General features: G+C 67.9%; 14 protein-coding genes. 11 read left to right on the top strand and 3 right to left on the bottom strand.

Annotated features, from left to right (window positions below):
- Positions 1-40: 40 nt before the first annotated feature.
- From PSV23_RS05395 to PSV23_RS05385, 3 genes are all read left to right on the top strand, one after another.
- A complete protein-coding gene (locus tag PSV23_RS05395) occupies positions 41-1,774 on the top strand; it encodes a thiamine pyrophosphate-requiring protein (protein WP_300466629.1) in 1,734 nt (577 codons plus the stop codon).
- Positions 1,775-1,788: 14 nt separating this feature from the next.
- Entirely contained in the window at positions 1,789-3,162 is a 1,374-nt protein-coding gene (locus PSV23_RS05390; RefSeq protein WP_300466627.1) for an MFS transporter, read from the top strand.
- Positions 3,163-3,274: 112 nt separating this feature from the next.
- On the top strand, positions 3,275-3,775 hold the full coding sequence (locus PSV23_RS05385; protein ID WP_300466625.1) for a MarR family transcriptional regulator: 501 nt from the start codon (positions 3,275-3,277) through the stop codon (positions 3,773-3,775).
- Positions 3,776-3,787: 12 nt separating this feature from the next.
- On the opposite strand, the gene PSV23_RS05380 is transcribed toward PSV23_RS05385, so the two are convergent.
- Positions 3,788-4,462, bottom strand: a complete 675-nt coding sequence (locus PSV23_RS05380) for a 4-carboxy-4-hydroxy-2-oxoadipate aldolase/oxaloacetate decarboxylase (protein ID WP_300466623.1) — start codon at positions 4,460-4,462, stop codon at positions 3,788-3,790.
- Positions 4,463-4,790: 328 nt separating this feature from the next.
- On the opposite strand from PSV23_RS05380, the gene PSV23_RS05375 reads away from it, so the two are divergent.
- From PSV23_RS05375 to PSV23_RS05340, 8 genes are all read left to right on the top strand, one after another.
- Positions 4,791-6,026 carry a flavin-dependent oxidoreductase gene (locus PSV23_RS05375; protein ID WP_300466621.1) on the top strand — a complete coding sequence of 412 codons (1,236 nt, stop codon included), beginning with the start codon at positions 4,791-4,793 and terminating at the stop codon, positions 6,024-6,026.
- 35 nt (positions 6,027-6,061) lie between these two features.
- Entirely contained in the window at positions 6,062-7,336 is a 1,275-nt protein-coding gene (locus tag PSV23_RS05370; RefSeq protein WP_300466619.1) for an aromatic ring-hydroxylating dioxygenase subunit alpha, read from the top strand.
- A gap of 12 nt (positions 7,337-7,348) precedes the next feature.
- A complete protein-coding gene (gtdA, locus tag PSV23_RS05365; protein WP_300466617.1) occupies positions 7,349-8,404 on the top strand; it encodes a gentisate 1,2-dioxygenase in 1,056 nt (351 codons plus the stop codon).
- A 113-nt stretch (positions 8,405-8,517) separates the two neighbouring features.
- Positions 8,518-9,093: a fumarylacetoacetate hydrolase family protein gene (locus PSV23_RS05360; protein ID WP_370461003.1), complete on the top strand. Its 576-nt coding sequence runs from the start codon at positions 8,518-8,520 to the stop codon at positions 9,091-9,093.
- Between the two features lie 10 nt (positions 9,094-9,103).
- Positions 9,104-9,733: a maleylacetoacetate isomerase gene (gene maiA, locus PSV23_RS05355; protein WP_300466613.1), complete on the top strand. Its 630-nt coding sequence runs from the start codon at positions 9,104-9,106 to the stop codon at positions 9,731-9,733.
- 9 nt (positions 9,734-9,742) lie between these two features.
- On the top strand, positions 9,743-10,972 hold the full coding sequence (locus PSV23_RS05350; RefSeq protein ID WP_300466611.1) for an NAD(P)/FAD-dependent oxidoreductase: 1,230 nt from the start codon (positions 9,743-9,745) through the stop codon (positions 10,970-10,972).
- Positions 10,969-11,748, top strand: coding sequence for an SDR family NAD(P)-dependent oxidoreductase (locus PSV23_RS05345; RefSeq protein ID WP_300466609.1), 780 nt, complete (start codon positions 10,969-10,971; stop codon positions 11,746-11,748). The genes PSV23_RS05350 and PSV23_RS05345 overlap by 4 nt, the downstream gene beginning before the upstream one ends.
- Before the next feature lie 2 nt (positions 11,749-11,750).
- A complete protein-coding gene (locus tag PSV23_RS05340) occupies positions 11,751-13,181 on the top strand; it encodes an FAD-binding oxidoreductase (protein ID WP_300466607.1) in 1,431 nt (476 codons plus the stop codon).
- Positions 13,182-13,396: 215 nt separating this feature from the next.
- Here the strand turns inward: PSV23_RS05340 and PSV23_RS05335 are convergent, their stop codons facing one another.
- On the bottom strand, positions 13,397-14,899 hold the full coding sequence (locus PSV23_RS05335) for an NAD-dependent succinate-semialdehyde dehydrogenase (RefSeq protein ID WP_300466605.1): 1,503 nt from the start codon (positions 14,897-14,899) through the stop codon (positions 13,397-13,399).
- Positions 14,896-16,179: a 4-aminobutyrate--2-oxoglutarate transaminase gene (gene gabT / locus PSV23_RS05330; protein WP_300466603.1), complete on the bottom strand. Its 1,284-nt coding sequence runs from the start codon at positions 16,177-16,179 to the stop codon at positions 14,896-14,898. The genes PSV23_RS05335 and gabT overlap by 4 nt, the downstream gene beginning before the upstream one ends.
- Positions 16,180-16,229 lie beyond the last annotated feature (50 nt).

Raw genomic sequence — 16,229 nt, 5'->3', positions numbered from 1 at the left:
ATCATATAGGGCGAAACTCGATACAGCCCGGGAGGCCAACATGCCCGTACAGTCCAAGGAACGGCGCGACACGCAAGTTCTGCCGCAATCCGAAGCCGTCGCGGAAACCTTCCTGGCGCTGCTGAAACAGAAGGGCGTCGACTACCTCTTCATCAACAGTGGCACGGACGCGGCCCCGATCGCTGAGGCCTACGCTCGCCAGTCGCTCTCCCACCTCGACTTCCCGGCGCCGATCATTGGCACGCACGAGAATCTCGTCGTCGGCATGGCCCATGGCTACACCATGATCACGGGTCGGACGCAGGCGGTCATGGTTCACGTCAGCGTGGGGGCCGCCAACGCCGTCTGCGGCGTGATGAACGCCAAGCGCGACGAAATACCCATGCTGTTCATGGCCGGCCGCACGCCTCTCTACGAGAAGGGTCCCTTGGGCGCCCGCAGCGGCGCGATCCACTGGGCGCAGGAAATGTACGACCAGGCCGGTATGCTGCGCGAACTGGTCAAGTGGGACTACGAACTGCGTTCAGGCCTGAACCTCGAGGACGTCCTTGATCGCGGACTGATGACCGCCCAGGCCGCGCCCGCCGGACCGGTCTATCTGACCCTCCCGCGCGAGGTGCTGTCGGCGCAGTCCGAACCCCACACCGTCGAGGCCAAGCCGCTGGCTCCGACCAGCCGCGCCGCTCCGGATCCCGAAGCAATCCGGAAGCTAGCGGAGATGATCGACGCCGCCAAATGCCCACTGCTGGTGACGTCTGCCTCGGGTCGCGACCCGGAAACCGTCGCGCCGCTAGGCGAGCTCTGCGAACGATTCGGCATCGGCATCGTGGAGGCCAAGTCCCGGTATGTCTGCGCCTCGTCCGATCATCCCTATCACCTCGGCCAGTCGGTGCATCCGTATCTCGGCGAGGCCGATCTGCTGATCTGTCTGGAGACTGAGGTGCCCTGGCTGCCGGAAACGCGGGAGCCCCGGGCGGAGACCCGGATCGTCCATGTGGGCGTCGATCCGCTGTTCCTCGACTATCCGCTGCGGTCCTTCCGCGGCGAGCTGTGGGTCACGAGCTCCGCCGGCCAGTTGTTGGGACCGCTGACCGAGGCCCTAGCCGAGATCGTGGAGGAAAAACGCCTCTCTGACCGGGCGGCGAAGATCGCCACGCTTGCCGAAGGTCGGCGGGAGCGTCGGCGCAAACGTCTCGCCCCGCTGGCCGACACCCCGCGAATGAACAAGGACTGGCTGAACCTCTGCCTCAACGAGGCGCTTCCCGCCGACGCGATCGTCGTGAACGAGTACTGGGTCGACCGCGAGATATTCGACGCGAAAACGGCCGGCAGCTTCTACATGCACTCTCCGGCGGCAGGCCTTGGCTGGGGCATGCCCGCCGCCATCGGCGCCGCCCTCGCCGCCCCCGACCGGCCGGTCGTCTGCACCATGGGCGACGGCGCATATCTGTTCTGCAATCCCGCGGCCTGCCACCAGGCCATCGCGATGCATGAGACGCCCCTGCTGACGATCATCTGCAACAACGCCCGCTGGGGCGCGGTGCAATCCTCGACCATCGGCGTCTTCCCCGAAGGCCATGCGGCGCGCGGACCCAAACCGGCTCCGCTCAGCGATCTGCGCCCCATCCCCGACTTCGAGAAGTACGTCGAAGCGTCCGGCGGCTACGGCGAACGCATCGAGGATCCGGCCGCCGTTCCCGACGCGATCCGACGCGCCATCCGCATGGTCCGCGAGGATCGGCGACAGGTTCTGCTGAACATCATATCCGAGTGACGGCTGAGACGCATGTGGGCCTGACGGCGCCGCGACGGCACGTCGCCGTCCTGGCCTTGTCGCTGGGCACCGGTATGCTGGTCGTCGACAACGCGATCGCCACGGTCGCCCTGCCCACGATCGCGCGCGCGCTGAGCATCTCCTCCGCCAGCGCCGTGGTGGTCGTCACGGTCTACCAGGTCGCCATGCTGATGGCGCTGCTGCCCTTCTCCGCCCTGGGGGATCGGGTCGGGCATCGGCGCATGTATCAGTCGGGACAGCTGGTCTTCCTGATCGCCAGCCTGGGCAGCGCGCTGGCGACCAATCTGCCCATGCTTCTGGCCACGCGTTGCCTTCAGGCGCTGGGCGTCGCGGCGGCCCTGAGCGTCAGCTCCGCGCTCCTGCGTGCGACCTATCCCTCGGCCAGGCTCGGGCGAGGTATGGCGTTCAACAGCCTGGTCATCGCCGTGGCGGCCGCGGCGGCCCCCAGCCTCGGCGGGCTGATTCTCGGCGCGGGGTCGTGGCGCTGGGTGTTCGCGGCCGCCACCCCCTTCGCCCTGCTCTCGCTGGCCCTGGGCCAGGTTCTTCCCGACCCCAAGGCGCACAGCGACCGGTTCGATGCAGCCGGCGCCCTCCTCTGCGCCTTGATGTTCGGCCTGCTGATGAGCGGTCTCAGCCTGCTGCTGCACGGCGACGGCCCGATCGGCGCGGCCCTGGTCGCCGTGGGAATTCCCGTCGCCATCATTTTCGTGCGGCGCGAGATGCGATCGGCGCGTCCCATACTGCCGGTGGATCTTCTGGCGCGCGCGACCTTCGCCCTGCCCGCCGCGGCGGCGCTGTTCGCCTTCTCGGCCTCGGTGGCCTTCATGGTGGCCCTGCCCTTCCGCCTGCAGACCGCAGGCCTTCAGCCGGCCGAGATCGGGCTCGTGCTGGCGGTCTGGCCCTTGGCGATGATGATCGCCGCACCTGTCGCGGGTCTGTTGGCCGATCGCGCGCCCAGGGGCCTGCCCGGCGCGATCGGGATGATCCTGGCGGCGACCGGACTGGCGACCGCCGGCATCCTTTCTCCTGACAGCGGCGTCGCCGTTCTGGCGATCCCGATGGCGCTGGGCGGCGTCGGCTTCGGCCTGTTCATGGCCCCCACCGCCCACCTGATCATCGGCGCGGCTCCCCGCGATCGGGCGGCGTCCGCAGGCGCGCTCGTCTCGGCCACGCGTTTCGTCGGACAGGCGCTGGGCGCGGCGATGGCTTCGGCCCTCCTCGCCACCGCGTTCGGAGCCGGGCCGACGCCCGCCTTCGCCGCGGCGGGTCTCGCCCTGACCTCGGCCGGCTTCTCCCTTGTCAATCTGTTCAGAGGGGCCCGCCAGAGAGCCCTGGGGCCGACGGAGATCGTCCATGTCGAACCCTGAAGGCCGTCCCCGCGCCGCCTCGCCGCATTCGACAGTGTCACAGACGCAGTGTACTGATCGCCTTGAATCGAAGCGTCTATCTGGCGCGAGTTCGAGAAACCGGGGCTCCGACTTGCCTGCACGTTCCGCGACAAGCGCATCCGACATCAACAGCGTCGACGCACTCTACAAACGCCCCGGCTTCCTGCTGCGCCGGGCGCACCAGATCAGCGTCTCGCTGTTCATGGAAGAGAGCGCCGAGTTCAACGTCACGACGACCCAGTACGGCGTCCTGGTGATCCTCCGGTGCTGCGAGGACCTGGACCAGATCGGCCTGTCGAAGAAGGTCGGGCTGGACCGGTCGACCACCGGCCTCGTGGTCAAGCGCCTCGAAAGCGAAGGCCTGATCGTGAGAGTCGAGGACCGCGCCGACCGTCGCCGCAAGGTCATCGTCCTGACCGGCAAGGGCGAGAGGAAGCTGGAGAACCTGCGTCACGCCGCGCGGACCGCTCAGGAGCGCGCGCTGTCGGCCTTCACGCCGGAAGAAGGAGCGGAGTTCCTGCGCCTGCTGGGGAAGTTCGTGGACCGCTTCAACGGCGTGACCCGCGCGCCCATCGTCCTCGACGACGACTGACGCCGACCCCGATCAGCGTGTGCGCCCCGTGAACGGCAGGCCCGCGGCGATCTCCGTCGGCGCTCCCTTCGCAAAACCATAAAGATCCAGGGTCCGCTCTCCTCGCCGAATGGCCGCGATCTTGGCGGTCTCGTCCGCTTCACGTCGCTGTCCGGCTTCGACCACCTCCTCAGCCCGCGCCATGGACAGGGCGAAGACGCCGTCCCGGTCGCCGACGATCAGGTCGCCGGGCTGGATCAGCACCTCACCCATCCGCACCGGCTGTTGCAGCCATGCCGTGGCGTCATAGTCCTTGCCCGTGCCGCGGATGCAGATGCCATTGGAAAAGACCGGGAAGGCCATCTTCGTCAGGCCCGCGCTGTCTCGAACGCCGCCGTCGATCACCAGGCCGCCCAAGCCCCGCGCCAGAGCCGCCTCGTTCAGGATGTCGCCCCAATAGCCCGCTTCCACGCCTCCGCTGACATGGACCACCAGGATGTCTCCCGGTTGCGCGTGGTAGAGCGCGTGGTGGATCTGCAGGTTGGACAGCGCCGGGCAGTGCACGGTGAAGGCAGGTCCCGCCAGTGTCATGGCCGGATCAACCGGCTTGATCACGGAGGGGAGCGCGCCAATGCGCCCCGCGGCCTCGTGCAACGTCGCGGTTCCGAGCCGGCGCGCTTCGGTGATGGTTTCTGCCGATGGGGACATGGCTGGGTTTCCCGTTGATACGCGACGAACGATGCGACTTTCGACTTCACGTCAGATTCAGCGACTAATCAGACGTATTACATTCCGCGAACTTCGAGGGCTAGTCCGATTTTCGGCGGAGGCTCATATGCAGCTCCGGCACACAAAATTGCTGATAACGCGAGGATTCTAGCACCATAAAATGAGAACCCTTCATGGGGCGGATTCCGGGCGGCCGCATTTTTTTGAAAGGGCAATTGAACAGACGTCTTTCCATTGGTATGACCTCTGATGACTGGACGCCGTCCCACATCGAGTGGAGCCGGATCAAAGCGGTGAAGGAGGCGACGTGGAGATCGCGATTATCGGCGGCGGAATCGCGGGGCTGGCGCTGGCCATCGGTCTGCATCAGCGCGGTATTGAAAGCCGGGTCTTCGAGGCCGCGCGCCAAGTCCGCGAGATCGGGGTCGGCATCACCCTGTTGCCCCACGCCATGCGCGAGATCGCCGCCCTGGGTCTGCAGGACGCCATCCGGTCCAGCGGCGTCGAAACCCGCACCAGCGAGTTCTACAATCGCTTCGGTCAAAAGCTTTACAGCGAGCCTCGCGGCGTCGCAGCCGGGTACGACCTGCCCGAGGTCGCGATCAACCGCGGCAAGCTGCATTCGGTGCTGTACCGGGAAGCGCTTGCCCGCCTCGGCCAGGACCGCGTCCTCACGGACAGGACGCTTGCCGGCCTGAGCCAGGACGACGCCGGTGTGACCCTGCAGTTCACGGAGACGTCCACCGGTTCCGCATTGCCGCCGGCTCGGGCTGACATCGCGATCGGTTGCGACGGGGTCAACTCGGCGACCCGCAAGGTCTTCTATCCCGACGACAAGGTCGTCTTCACGGGCATAAACACCTGGCGGGGCGTGACGCGCCGCAAGCCCATCCTGGACGGGCGCACCTATTTCCGGATCGGTTCGATCCGGACCGGGAAGATCGTGATCTATCCCATCACCGACGACGTCGACGGCGAAGGCAATCAACTGATCAACTGGGTCGCCGAGATCGAACGGCCGACCTCGACGATGAACGACTGGAACCGGGGCGGCCGCCTGGAAGACTTCCTGCCGACTTACGAGGGCTGGCGGTTCGACTGGCTGGACGTCGGCGACCTGATCCGCAGCGCCGACACGCTGCTGGAGTATCCGATGGTGGACAAGGATCCGCTCGAGCGATGGACCTTCGGCCGCGTGACCCTGGCCGGCGACGCCGCCCACCCTATGTATCCCCGGGGCTCGAACGGTTCCGCCCAAGGCCTTATCGACGCGCGGACCTTGGCCGACCTCCTGGCCGCCGGCGGCGATCCTCAACAGGCGCTCATCGCCTATGAGGCCGCGAGGCTGGAACCCACCGCCCGGATCGTACAGACGAACCGTACGGCTCCGCCCGACATCATCAATCTGCGCGTTGAGGAACTGACGGGCGACCGACCCTTCGAGAACCTGGACGACTACATCACACATGACGAACTCCGCCTGTTGTCGGAGAACTACAAGCGCGTGGCCGGATTCACCGTTGATCTGGCTGCTGCCAAGTAACAGGGAGCCTGGCTTTGGACGCTGAAACCAACGAAATGCTTACCAGGGTCGGCCCCGGCACGCGCATGGGCGCCGTGCTGCGCCGGCACTGGACTCCCATCGCCGGCGCCACCGAGTTCGACGACAAGACCCGCATCAAGGCGATCCGCCTGATGGGCGAGGACCTGGTCCTTTATCGCGACCTGTCCGGACAATACGGCCTCGTCCAGCGCGCCTGCGCCCACCGCCGCGCCGACCTGTCGTACGGCTTCGTGGAGAAGTGCGGCCTGCGCTGCAACTATCACGGCTGGGCCTACAACGAGACCGGCCAGTGCGTGGAAATGCCCTACGAGGACACCGTCGCCGCCCGCGCCAAGTACAAGGACAAGGTGCGGATCACCGCCTATCCGGTGCGCGAACACGCCGGCATGCTGTGGACCTATATGGGGCCCCTGCCGGCCCCTGAGCTGCCGAACTGGGAGCCCTTCACCTGGGCCAATGGCTTCACCCAGATCATCATCTCCGAAATCCCCTGCAACTGGCTGCAATGCCAGGAGAACTCGATCGATCCGGTCCACTTCGAGTGGATGCACACCAACTGGTCGCGGCGCCAGACGGACGCCATGGCCGAGCTGGGTCCGAAACACCTGCAGGTCGCGTTCGACGAGTTCGAATACGGACTGATCTACCGCCGCCAGCGCGAGGATTTGCCCGAGGACCATTCGATGTGGACCGTGGGTCGCGTCTGCCTGCTGCCCAACTGCTTCTTCCTGGGCGATCACTTCGAATGGCGCGTGCCGATCGACGATGAGAACACGCTCAGCATCTCGTGGGTCTATACGCGGGTTCCGAACGACGCCGAGCCCTATGTGCAGGAAACCATCCCGACCTGGCACGGCCCGATCAAGGACCCTGAAACCGGCCGCTGGATCAGCACCCATGTGATCAACCAGGACTTCATCGCCTGGGTCGGTCAGGGCGTCGTCGCCGACCGCACCAAGGAAAAGCTGGGCCTGAGCGACCGCGGCATCCAGATGCTGCGCAAACAGCTGATGACCGACATGGACGCGGTGGAAAACGGCGAGGACCCCAAGGGCGTCATTCGCGACCCCGAGGTCGCCGCCTTCGTATCCCTGCCGATCGCCGAGCGCGACCTGCTGATCGAAGGAGTTTCTCTCGACACCTATCGGGCGCACCCTGTGATGAGCAAACACCTGGAGCGCTTCATGTTCCAGGCGGGACAGCCGGCCCAGGTCTGGGACGCCTATTGCGACGCCATGGGCATCGGCGGGGTGAAGGCGATTGACGACCGCATCGTCATCGAAATCTGACCGGATCGGATCATGTCGCACGCCGTCCTCAGCAACGAACAGTCCAGCCAGCTCCAGGCGCTCTACGACGAAATGCGCCCGGCCAGCCTGACGCCGCTGTGGGAAGTGCTCAGCTCGCTTGTGACGCCTGAGCCGACCTCGGCGGTCGTCGCGCACCGTTGGCGCTACGACGACGCGCGCGGCTATCTGATGCGCGCCGGCGACCTGATCAGCGCGGCCCAGGCCGAACGCCGCGTGCTGATCCTTGAGAACCCCGGCCTGCCCGGCGCCTCGCGGATCACCACCAGCCTCTACGCCGGGCTCCAGCTCATCCTGCCGGGCGAGGTCGCGCCCTGCCATCGCCACACCCAGTGCGCGCTGCGTTTCGTCATGGAGGGCGAAGGCGCCTATACGGCCATCGACGGCGAAAAAGCCGTCATGCGGCCCTTCGACCTAGTCCTGACGCCAGGCGGTCAGTGGCACGATCACGGCAATCCGACCGACGGTCCGATGATCTGGCTGGACGGCCTCGACATTCCAACCGTCAGCCATTTCGACGCCAGCTTCTCCGAGAAGCTCGGCGCGGATCAGCATCCCGAGACTGTCCCGCCCGGCGACACATCCAGCCGATACGGCCACAATCTGCGCCCCCTTCGCGGTAGCGCCGCCGATCGTCGCCCCGCGCATCAGCCCCTGTTCCACTATCCCTACGCGGAATGGCGGCCTGCGCTTGACCGGCTAGCGAGCGCGGCCGAACCCGATCCGCACCTGGGCCATGCCCTCGAGTTCCTGAACCCCGCCGACGGCGGCTCGATCATGCCCACGATTTCGGCCCACGTCCGGCTGTTGCCAAAGGGCTTCGCGACAAAGACCCGCCGTTCGACCGACGCCACGATCTATGTCGTCGTCGAGGGGTCCGGCCGGGCCTGGCTCGACGACCAGCCGATGTCGCTCGCGTCGCGCGACGTGGTCGTCGTGCCGTCGTGGACCAGTCTGCGCTTCGAGGCCGAAGAGACCCTGGTTTTGTTCGGCTACTCGGACCGGGCCTGCCAGGAAAAACTGAACCTCTTCAGGGAAGAAAACGCGTGACCCTCACCTTCGAACCCCAGCCGCCCGTTCTCGCCCCGACCACGGACGGCAAGGCGTTTCCGGTCCGCCGCATCTTCTGCATCGGCCGCAACTACGCCGCCCACGCGCGCGAAATGGGCAGGGACCCGGACCGCGAACCGCCCTTCTTCTTCACCGCCTGGGCCGAGACCGTCGTCCCGGATGGCAGCGTCATCGCCTATCCGCAAGAAACGGCCAACTACCACTACGAGATCGAACTGGTGGTCGCGATCGGCAGGTCAGGTCGCGAGGTCTCGACTGACGACGCGATGAGCCTGGTCTACGGCTATGCCGTCGGTCTCGACATGACCCGCCGCGATCTCCAGCTGGTCGCCCGCGACGCCGGCCGGCCGTGGGATACCGGCAAGAACGTCGAACAGTCCAAGCCCCTCGGCCCGATCCATCCGGCAGCCGGGATCGACGCCTCCAAGGGCGCCATCACCCTGACCGTGAACGGCGACCGCAAACAGACCGGCGACCTGTCCGAACTGATCTGGTCGGTGCCCGAGGTGATCGCCCATGTGTCCCGCTTCTACCGGCTGGAGCCGGGTGACCTGATCTACACCGGCACCCCCGCCGGCGTCGGCGCGGTCGTGCAGGGCGATGTGCTGGTTGGCGCGATCGCCGGGCTGGGCGAGCTGACCGTCACCATCGGCCCGCCCGCGGCCTGAGGACATCACGATGCTCCTGCACGGCTATTTCCGTTCTTCAGCGGCGTGGCGCGTTCGGATCGCCCTGAACCTGAAAGGGCTGACGGCGGACAGGCGCTACCATCACCTGCGGAAAGGCGAACATCGCCGGCCGGAGTATCTCGCCGTCAATCCGCAGGGGCTCCTGCCCAGCCTCGCCCTCGACGACGGCTCGGTCCTGACCCAGTCGCTGGCGATATGCGAATATCTGGATGAGCGGCATCCTGAGCCGCCCCTCCTCCCGGCCGATCCCGTGCAACGCGCTCAGGTTCGCGCCTTCGCTCAGGTTATCGCCTGCGACATCCATCCGCTTCAGAATCTCAAGGTGCTCAAAGCCCTGGCCGCGTCCGATCAGTCGGAAGATGAGGTCCAGGCCTGGGCGCGCACGGTGATCGAGGGCGGCTTCGACGCCCTTGAGGCCCTCATCGCGCACCGTGCCGGCCCGTTCGCCTTTGGCGACCGTCCGACCCTGGCGGACGTCTGCCTTGCCCCTCAGATCGGCAACGCGAGACGGTTTGGGGTCGAGATGCGCTGGCCGTCGCTGGAGCGGGCCGACGCCGCCTGCGCCGCCCTGCCCGCCTTCATCGACGCCCGGCCGGATCGCCAACCGGACGCGGAATAGGAACCGCCGATGAAGGTGCTCATCCTCGGCGCGGGTCATGCGGGCGGTTCGGCGGCGGCGTTCCTGCGCAGTTCCGGATTCGAAGGACGGATCGTGCTGGCCGGCGAGGAGCCGGTTGCGCCTTACCAACGCCCCCCGCTCTCCAAGGCCTGGCTCAAGGGCGAGGCCGATCTCGACGCCCTCCTCCTTCGCCCCGAGACCTTCTATCCCGAACACACGATCGAACTGCGCACAGGCGTTCGCGCGACCTCGCTGGACGCCGGGGCCCGCGTCGTGACCTTCGACGATGGATCGGTCGAACCCTACGATGTCCTGATCATCGCCACTGGCTCGACGGCCCGTCGCCTGCCGATCGCGGGAGCGGACCGGCCGGAACTCCTTGAGCTGCGCACCATCGCCCACGCCGAACGGCTGAAGGCCAGTCTGGGCCCGGGCCGCAGACTGGTCGTCGTCGGCGGCGGCCATGTCGGGCTTGAGGCCGCCGCCTCCGCACGCGCCCTCGGCGCCGAGGTGGTCATCCTGGAGCGCATGGATCGCGTCCTCCAGCGTGTGGCGTCGGAACCGCTGTCGGCCTTCTTCACCGCCCGCCATCGCGCCGAAGGCGTGGACGTGCGGGTCGGCGTCGAGGCGACGGGTTTCGAAGATGGCGGCGTGCGCCTGGCCGATGGCGAGCTGGTCGAGGCCGACGTCATCCTGGTCGGTGTCGGCGCCCTGGCGAACGACGCGCTCGCCCGCGACGCCGGCCTGACCTGCGAAGCCGGCGGCTCCGGCGGCGTCGTGGTCGACGAAGCCTGCCGGACCTCGGACCCGTCCATCTACGCCATCGGCGACGTGGCCTTCCGGCCCATCCCCGCCCACGCCCTTCACTTCCGGCTGGAGAGCGTTCCGAACGCGCTGGAGCAGGCCCGTCAGGCCGCCTTCGCCATAACCGGCAAGACCCCGCCCCCGCCCGAAGTCCCGTGGTTCTGGTCCGACCAGTACGACATCAAGCTGCAGATCGCCGGCCTGCCGTTCGAAGGCGACCGCATGGTCGTTCGCGGCGACACCGACAGCGGCCGCTTCGCGGTCTTCCACCTGTGCGGCGATCGCATCGTCTGTGTCGAGGCCGCCAACGCCCCGCCGGAGTTCATCGCCGGCAAACAGCTGATCGGCCGGCGCACACCGATCGACCCTGGTCGGCTGGCTGACCCGACGGTCTCGATGAAGGCGGTCGGGTTAGAGCCGAGTCCGGCCGCGTGAACGCCTCTGACGCCGGCCGAAAGGCCGCCAGCCCGGTCGCCGTGGTCACTGGAGCCGCGTCAGGCATCGGACTGGAGATCGCGATCGATCTCGCCGCTCGCGGATACAGGATCGCCGCTTGCGACATCGCCTGGCCAGACGAAGCGATCCAGCGCATTCGTGGGGCGGACGGCGAAGCCCTGTGCATTCGGGCCGATGTGGCGGACCAGGCCGCCGTCGACGCCGCGGTGCAGGAGTCATTGAGGCGCTTCGGTCGGATCGATGTGCTGGTGAACAATGCCGGCCTGTTCACCACCCTGACCCGCGGCGCCGCCGACGCTATCGATCCGCAGGAGTGGCGTCGAGTCATGGACGTCAATGTCACGGGAACCTGGCTGTTCAGCCGTGCCGTCCTGGCTCCGATGCGAGCGCAACGGCGCGGGCGCATCGTCAACATCACCTCCGCGACCGCCTTCTCGACGCCTCCGTCGATGCTTCACTACGTCACCAGCAAGGGGGCGGTGACGGCGATGACCTCCGCATTGGCGCGCGAGGTCGGCGTCGACGGAATCACCGTGAACGCGGTGGCGCCCGGTTTCACATTGAGTTCCGGCGTGCGCCTGCACCGGGCGGAAGGTCTCGAGGTCCAGTCGGCCCGGGCCCGCTCCGCGCGCGCCATCCCACGCGATCAGGAGCCCCGGGATCTGCTGGGCGCGGTCGCATTCTTCGCCGGCGACGAGAGCGGGTTCGTGACCGGCCAGACGCTGGTCGTGGACGGCGGCGGAGTCATGAGGTGACGATGAAATATTCAACCACGGATTCGCTCGCAGCCCTCGCGGCCTGCGTGAGCCCCGGTGCCCTTCTGGACGCCGCCGACGCCATGGCTCCCTACCTGTCCGACTGGACGGGCAAGGAAACGGGCGATGCGATCGCTGTGGCCCGCCCCGCATCCACGGCTGAAGTCTCCTCGCTGTTGCGGGTGGCCTGTGAGCACGATCTCGCGGTGACTCCGCAGGGCGGCAATACGGGGCTGACCGGCGCGTCGGTCCCCAGAAGCCGGCAGAGATGCCTGCTGCTCTCCCTGGATCGCATGACCGCCGTCCGTTCTATGGACGCCTTCACGCCCTCGATCACGGCCGAGGCGGGGTGCGTCCTCGCCGACCTGCAGGCCGCGGCGCGCGAGGCGGGGTTCGCCATTCCGCTGGGCTTGGGCGCGGAAGGAAGCTGCACCCTCGGCGGGGTCATCTCGACCAACGCCGGCGGCATCCGGGCCCTTCGTTACGGCAACTGCCGCGAAAATGTGATGGGCCTCGAGGTAGTCCTTCCGGACGGTTCGATCTGGAACGGGCTGCGCGCCCTGCGCAAGCACAACATGGGCTACGATCTGAAGCAGCTCTTCATCGGCGCCGAGGGCGGTCTTGGCGTGGTGACGGCGGCGGTGATGCGCCTGACGCCCGCCTGGCGCCAGATCGAAACCGCGCTTGTCGCGACGCCGGATCCGGCGTCCGCCATGACGCTTCTGAACGAGGTCCGTGGGGCCTGTGGCGACGCCGTCGTGGCGTGCGAACTCATCGAGGGGATCGGAATGGAGCTCGCGCTTTCCGCCATTCTCGACGCCCAGGACCCTTTGCCGGGCGACTTCCCTTGGTACGTACTGATCGAAGCCGCGACAGCTGCGGACCAGGGCTCCCTCCGGGCGGCCTTCGAGACCGGTATCGGTCAGGCCCTTTCGAAGGGCGCCGCGCTCGACGCTGTGCTCGCCGAAAATGAAGGCCAACGCAGCCAGCTCTGGCGCCTGCGCGAAGGCGTCGTCGACGGGCAGCGGCGCGCGGGCGCGTCCATCAAGCATGACGTTTCCGTACCGCTGGGGGCGGTCCCCGAGTTCATAGATCGAGCTTCCACTGTAGCGCGGACAATCGTGCCTGGCTGCCGGCCGCTGTCGTTCGGCCATATCGGAGATGGCAACATCCACTTCACGGTGATCCAGCCATCCGGCGATGAACCGCCGTCCTTCCTCAAACACGCTCCGGAGGTCATGGCGCGCGTGCACGACATCGCGCTTGCCTTGGGTGGTTCGATCAGCGCGGAACACGGGGTCGGGACCTACAAGCGTGACGAGTTCCATCGCGTCGTCGACGCCGTCGAGCTGGATCTGTTCGGGCGGATCAAGTCGGCCATTGACCCGTCCTGGCGCATGAATCCCGGGGTTCTTCTGTCACCCGGCGGTTAGAGAAGGCTGCGGTTCAATAGCGCTGCCCCGCCGCATCCTCCGCTTGTCCCCTGCCTTCAGCGACTATTCCAAGCCACTCAGCGGAGACCTTTTAGCGTTTGCCTGACAGCACCGCCACGCACTTCCCGGGTAGCTGCCGGGTCCCGTATTCAGGGATTACCCGCACATTGCCGCGCCGCCGTCCTGCTCGCACCACCCCGGCTGTGGCTCAGATCCTATGAGTCCTGAAGCTGGGTCGGCCTCAGGCCCAGGCACATCATCTTCAGCTCCAGATATTCATCCAGACCGAAGTGCGAACCCTCGCGGCCGAGGCCCGATTCCTTGATCCCGCCGAACGGGGCCACCTCGGTGGAGATCAGGCCGGTGTTCAGGCCGACCATGCCGTACTGCAGTCCCTCGCCCATCCGCCAGGCCCGGTCGAGGTCACGGGTGAAGACGTAGGAGGCCAGACCTGCACGGGTGTCATTGGCCATGGCCAGGACCTCGGCCTCGGTCTCGAACCGCACCAGGCCCGCGACCGGCCCGAAGGTCTCTTCCCGGTTCAGCAAGGCCGCCGGCGCCACATCGCACAGCACCGTCGGCTCGAACCAGGTCCCCTGATCGCCGCGCCGCGCGCCGCCGGTCATGACGGCCGCCCCGCCGGCCAGGGCGTCGGCGATGTGCGCCTCCACCTTGGCCACGGCGGCGGCGTTGATCAGCGGCCCCTGATCGGTCGGACCGTCCAGCCCGTCGCCGACCCGCAGGGCCTCGACCCGCGCCACCAGCCGGGCGGCGAAGGCGTCATGGATGCCCGACTGGACCAGCAGCCGGTTGGCGCAGACGCAGGTCTGGCCGGTGTTGCGGAATTTCGAGGCGATCGCCCCCTCCACGGCCGCGTCGAGATCGGCGTCGTCGAAGACGATGAAGGGCGCATTGCCGCCCAGCTCCAGCGACACCCGCTTGACCGTGCCCATGCAGGCGGCGGCCAGCATCTTGCCCACCGGGGTCGAGCCGGTGAAGGTGAATTTGGCGACCCGCGCATCGGTGGTCAGCACGGCTCCGATCGGCGCCGGCGGACCGGTGACGATGTTGAACACCCCGGCCGGCAGCCCCGCCTCCTCGCCCAGCACCGCCAGGGCCAGGGCCGAAAAGGGCGTAAGCTCCGACGGCTTGAGCACCACGGTGCAGCCGGCGGCCAGGGCCGGGGCGACCTTGCGCGTGATCATCGCGGCGGGGAAATTCCACGGCGTCACCGCGGCGACGACCCCCACCGGCTGTTTGAGCACCACGATCCGCTTGTCGGCCAGATGGCCGGGGATCACCTCGCCATAGGCCCGACGTGCCTCTTCCCCGAACCACTCGATGAAGCCGGCGGCGTAGGCCACCTCGCCCTGGGCCTCGGCCAGCGGCTTGCCCTGTTCGGCCGTCATCAGCCGGGCGAGGTCGTCGCGGTGGGCCATGACCAGCTCGTACCAGCGGCGCAGGATCAGCGACCGCTCCCGGGCCGAGCGCGCGGCCCAGGCCGGGAAGGCCGCGGCGGCGGCGGCCACCGCGTCCTGCGTCTCCGCCTCGCCGAGCGCCGGGACGACGCCCAGCACCTTGCCGGTGGCCGGGTTGGTCACCTCGATCAGCGTCTCGCCGGTCACCCAGGCGCCGTTGATCCAGGCCGCCTCGCGCAGCAGGTCGGGGCGTTTGAGGGCCAGACGCGCGCGCTCGGCCGGATCATGCGGATGGCTCAAGACAGACGCTCCAGCGAGGCTTCCAGGATATCCAGCCCTTCGTCGAGGATGGCGTCGGGCGTCGTCAAGGGCGCCAACAGGCGAATGGTCTCGCCGTAGACGCCGCAGGACAGGAGGATGAGTCCCTTCTCCAGCGCGCGCACGGTCACCGCCTTGGCCTCGGCGCCGTCGGGCTCGCCGCCGCCGTGCGTCCGGACGATGTCGAAGCCGACCATCGCGCCGGGACCGCGAATGGCGGTGACGGGAACCAGATCGTTGCGCCGGCTCATGGCCTGCAGCCGGCCCTTGATCCGCTCGCCCTGGGCGTCGGCCCGGGCCATCAGCTTCTCGTCCGCGATCACATCCAGCACCGCCAGGGCGGCGGCGCAGGCGATCGGCGGGCCGGCATAGGTGCCGCCCAGCCCGCCGGGCTCGGCCGCATCCATGATCGCCGCCCGGCCGATGACCCCGGACAGGGGGAAGCCGCCGGCCAGCGACTTGGCTACGGTGATCATGTCCGGCTGCACCCCGCTGTGCTCGATGCCGAACATCTTGCCGGTGCGGGCGAAGCCGGCCTGCACCTCGTCCGAGATCAGCAGGATGCCGGTCCGGTCGCAGATCTCGCGCAGCGCCCGCAGCAGTTCGGGCGGGGCCGGCTGGAAGCCCCCCTCGCCCTGCACCGGTTCGATGATGATCGCCGCCACCCGTTCCGGCTCGACATCGGCCCGGAACAGGAAGTCCAGCGCCCGCAGGCTGTCCTCGACGGTGACGCCATACTGCGGAACCGGGAACGGGGCGTGGAACACCTCGCCGGGCAGCGGGCCGAACAGCCGCTTGTACGGCGCCACCTTGCCGGTCATGGCCATGGTCAGCAGGGTCCGGCCGTGGAAGCCGCCGGTGAAGGCGATGACCGCGGAACGGCCGGTGGCGGCGCGGGCCATCTTCACGGCGTTCTCCACCGCCTCGGCGCCGGTGGTGAAGAAGATGGTCTTGGCCGGTCCGTCGAACGGGGCCAGCGCATTCAGCCGCTCGGCCAGTTCGACATAGGGTTCATAGGCGACCACCTGGAAGGCGGTGTGGGTGTAGGCTTCCAACTGCGCCCGCACGGCCTCCAGCACCCGGGGATGGCGGTGGCCGGTGTTGAGGACGGCGATGCCGCCGGCGAAATCGACATAGCGGCGGCCCTCGACATCCCACAGCTCGGCGTTCTCGGCGCGGGCGGCGAAGATCTGGGTGGCGGTGGCGACTCCGCGCGGCACGGCGGCCAGGCGACGGGCGTGCAGGTCAGCATTGGTGGACATGGGCATCAGCTCCGATAGGCGAAGGACAAGGGGCGGTCGTTGCGGACCGC

It is taken from the genome of Brevundimonas sp. (genome assembly GCF_029946145.1).
In the GTDB taxonomy this organism is placed as follows: Bacteria; Pseudomonadota; Alphaproteobacteria; order Caulobacterales; family Caulobacteraceae; genus Brevundimonas.
Note: the sequence above shows the minus strand (reverse complement) of the source record. Positions and strands in the feature narration are given on the sequence as shown.

Bases quoted from the DNA above. Each gene is read 5' to 3' on its own strand.
- PSV23_RS05395 (WP_300466629.1), top strand. From the start codon at position 41: ATGCCCGTACAGTCCAAGGAACGGCGCGACACGCAAGTTCTGCCGCAA.
- PSV23_RS05380 (WP_300466623.1), bottom strand. From the start codon at position 4,462: ATGTCCCCATCGGCAGAAACCATCACCGAAGCGCGCCGGCTCGGAACC.
- PSV23_RS05370 (WP_300466619.1), top strand. From the start codon at position 6,062: ATGCTTACCAGGGTCGGCCCCGGCACGCGCATGGGCGCCGTGCTGCGC.
- gtdA (WP_300466617.1), top strand. From the start codon at position 7,349: ATGTCGCACGCCGTCCTCAGCAACGAACAGTCCAGCCAGCTCCAGGCG.
- PSV23_RS05360 (WP_370461003.1), top strand. From the start codon at position 8,518: ATGGGCAGGGACCCGGACCGCGAACCGCCCTTCTTCTTCACCGCCTGG.
- maiA (WP_300466613.1), top strand. From the start codon at position 9,104: ATGCTCCTGCACGGCTATTTCCGTTCTTCAGCGGCGTGGCGCGTTCGG.
- PSV23_RS05350 (WP_300466611.1), top strand. From the start codon at position 9,743: ATGAAGGTGCTCATCCTCGGCGCGGGTCATGCGGGCGGTTCGGCGGCG.
- PSV23_RS05340 (WP_300466607.1), top strand. From the start codon at position 11,751: ATGAAATATTCAACCACGGATTCGCTCGCAGCCCTCGCGGCCTGCGTG.
- gabT (WP_300466603.1), bottom strand. From the start codon at position 16,179: ATGTCCACCAATGCTGACCTGCACGCCCGTCGCCTGGCCGCCGTGCCG.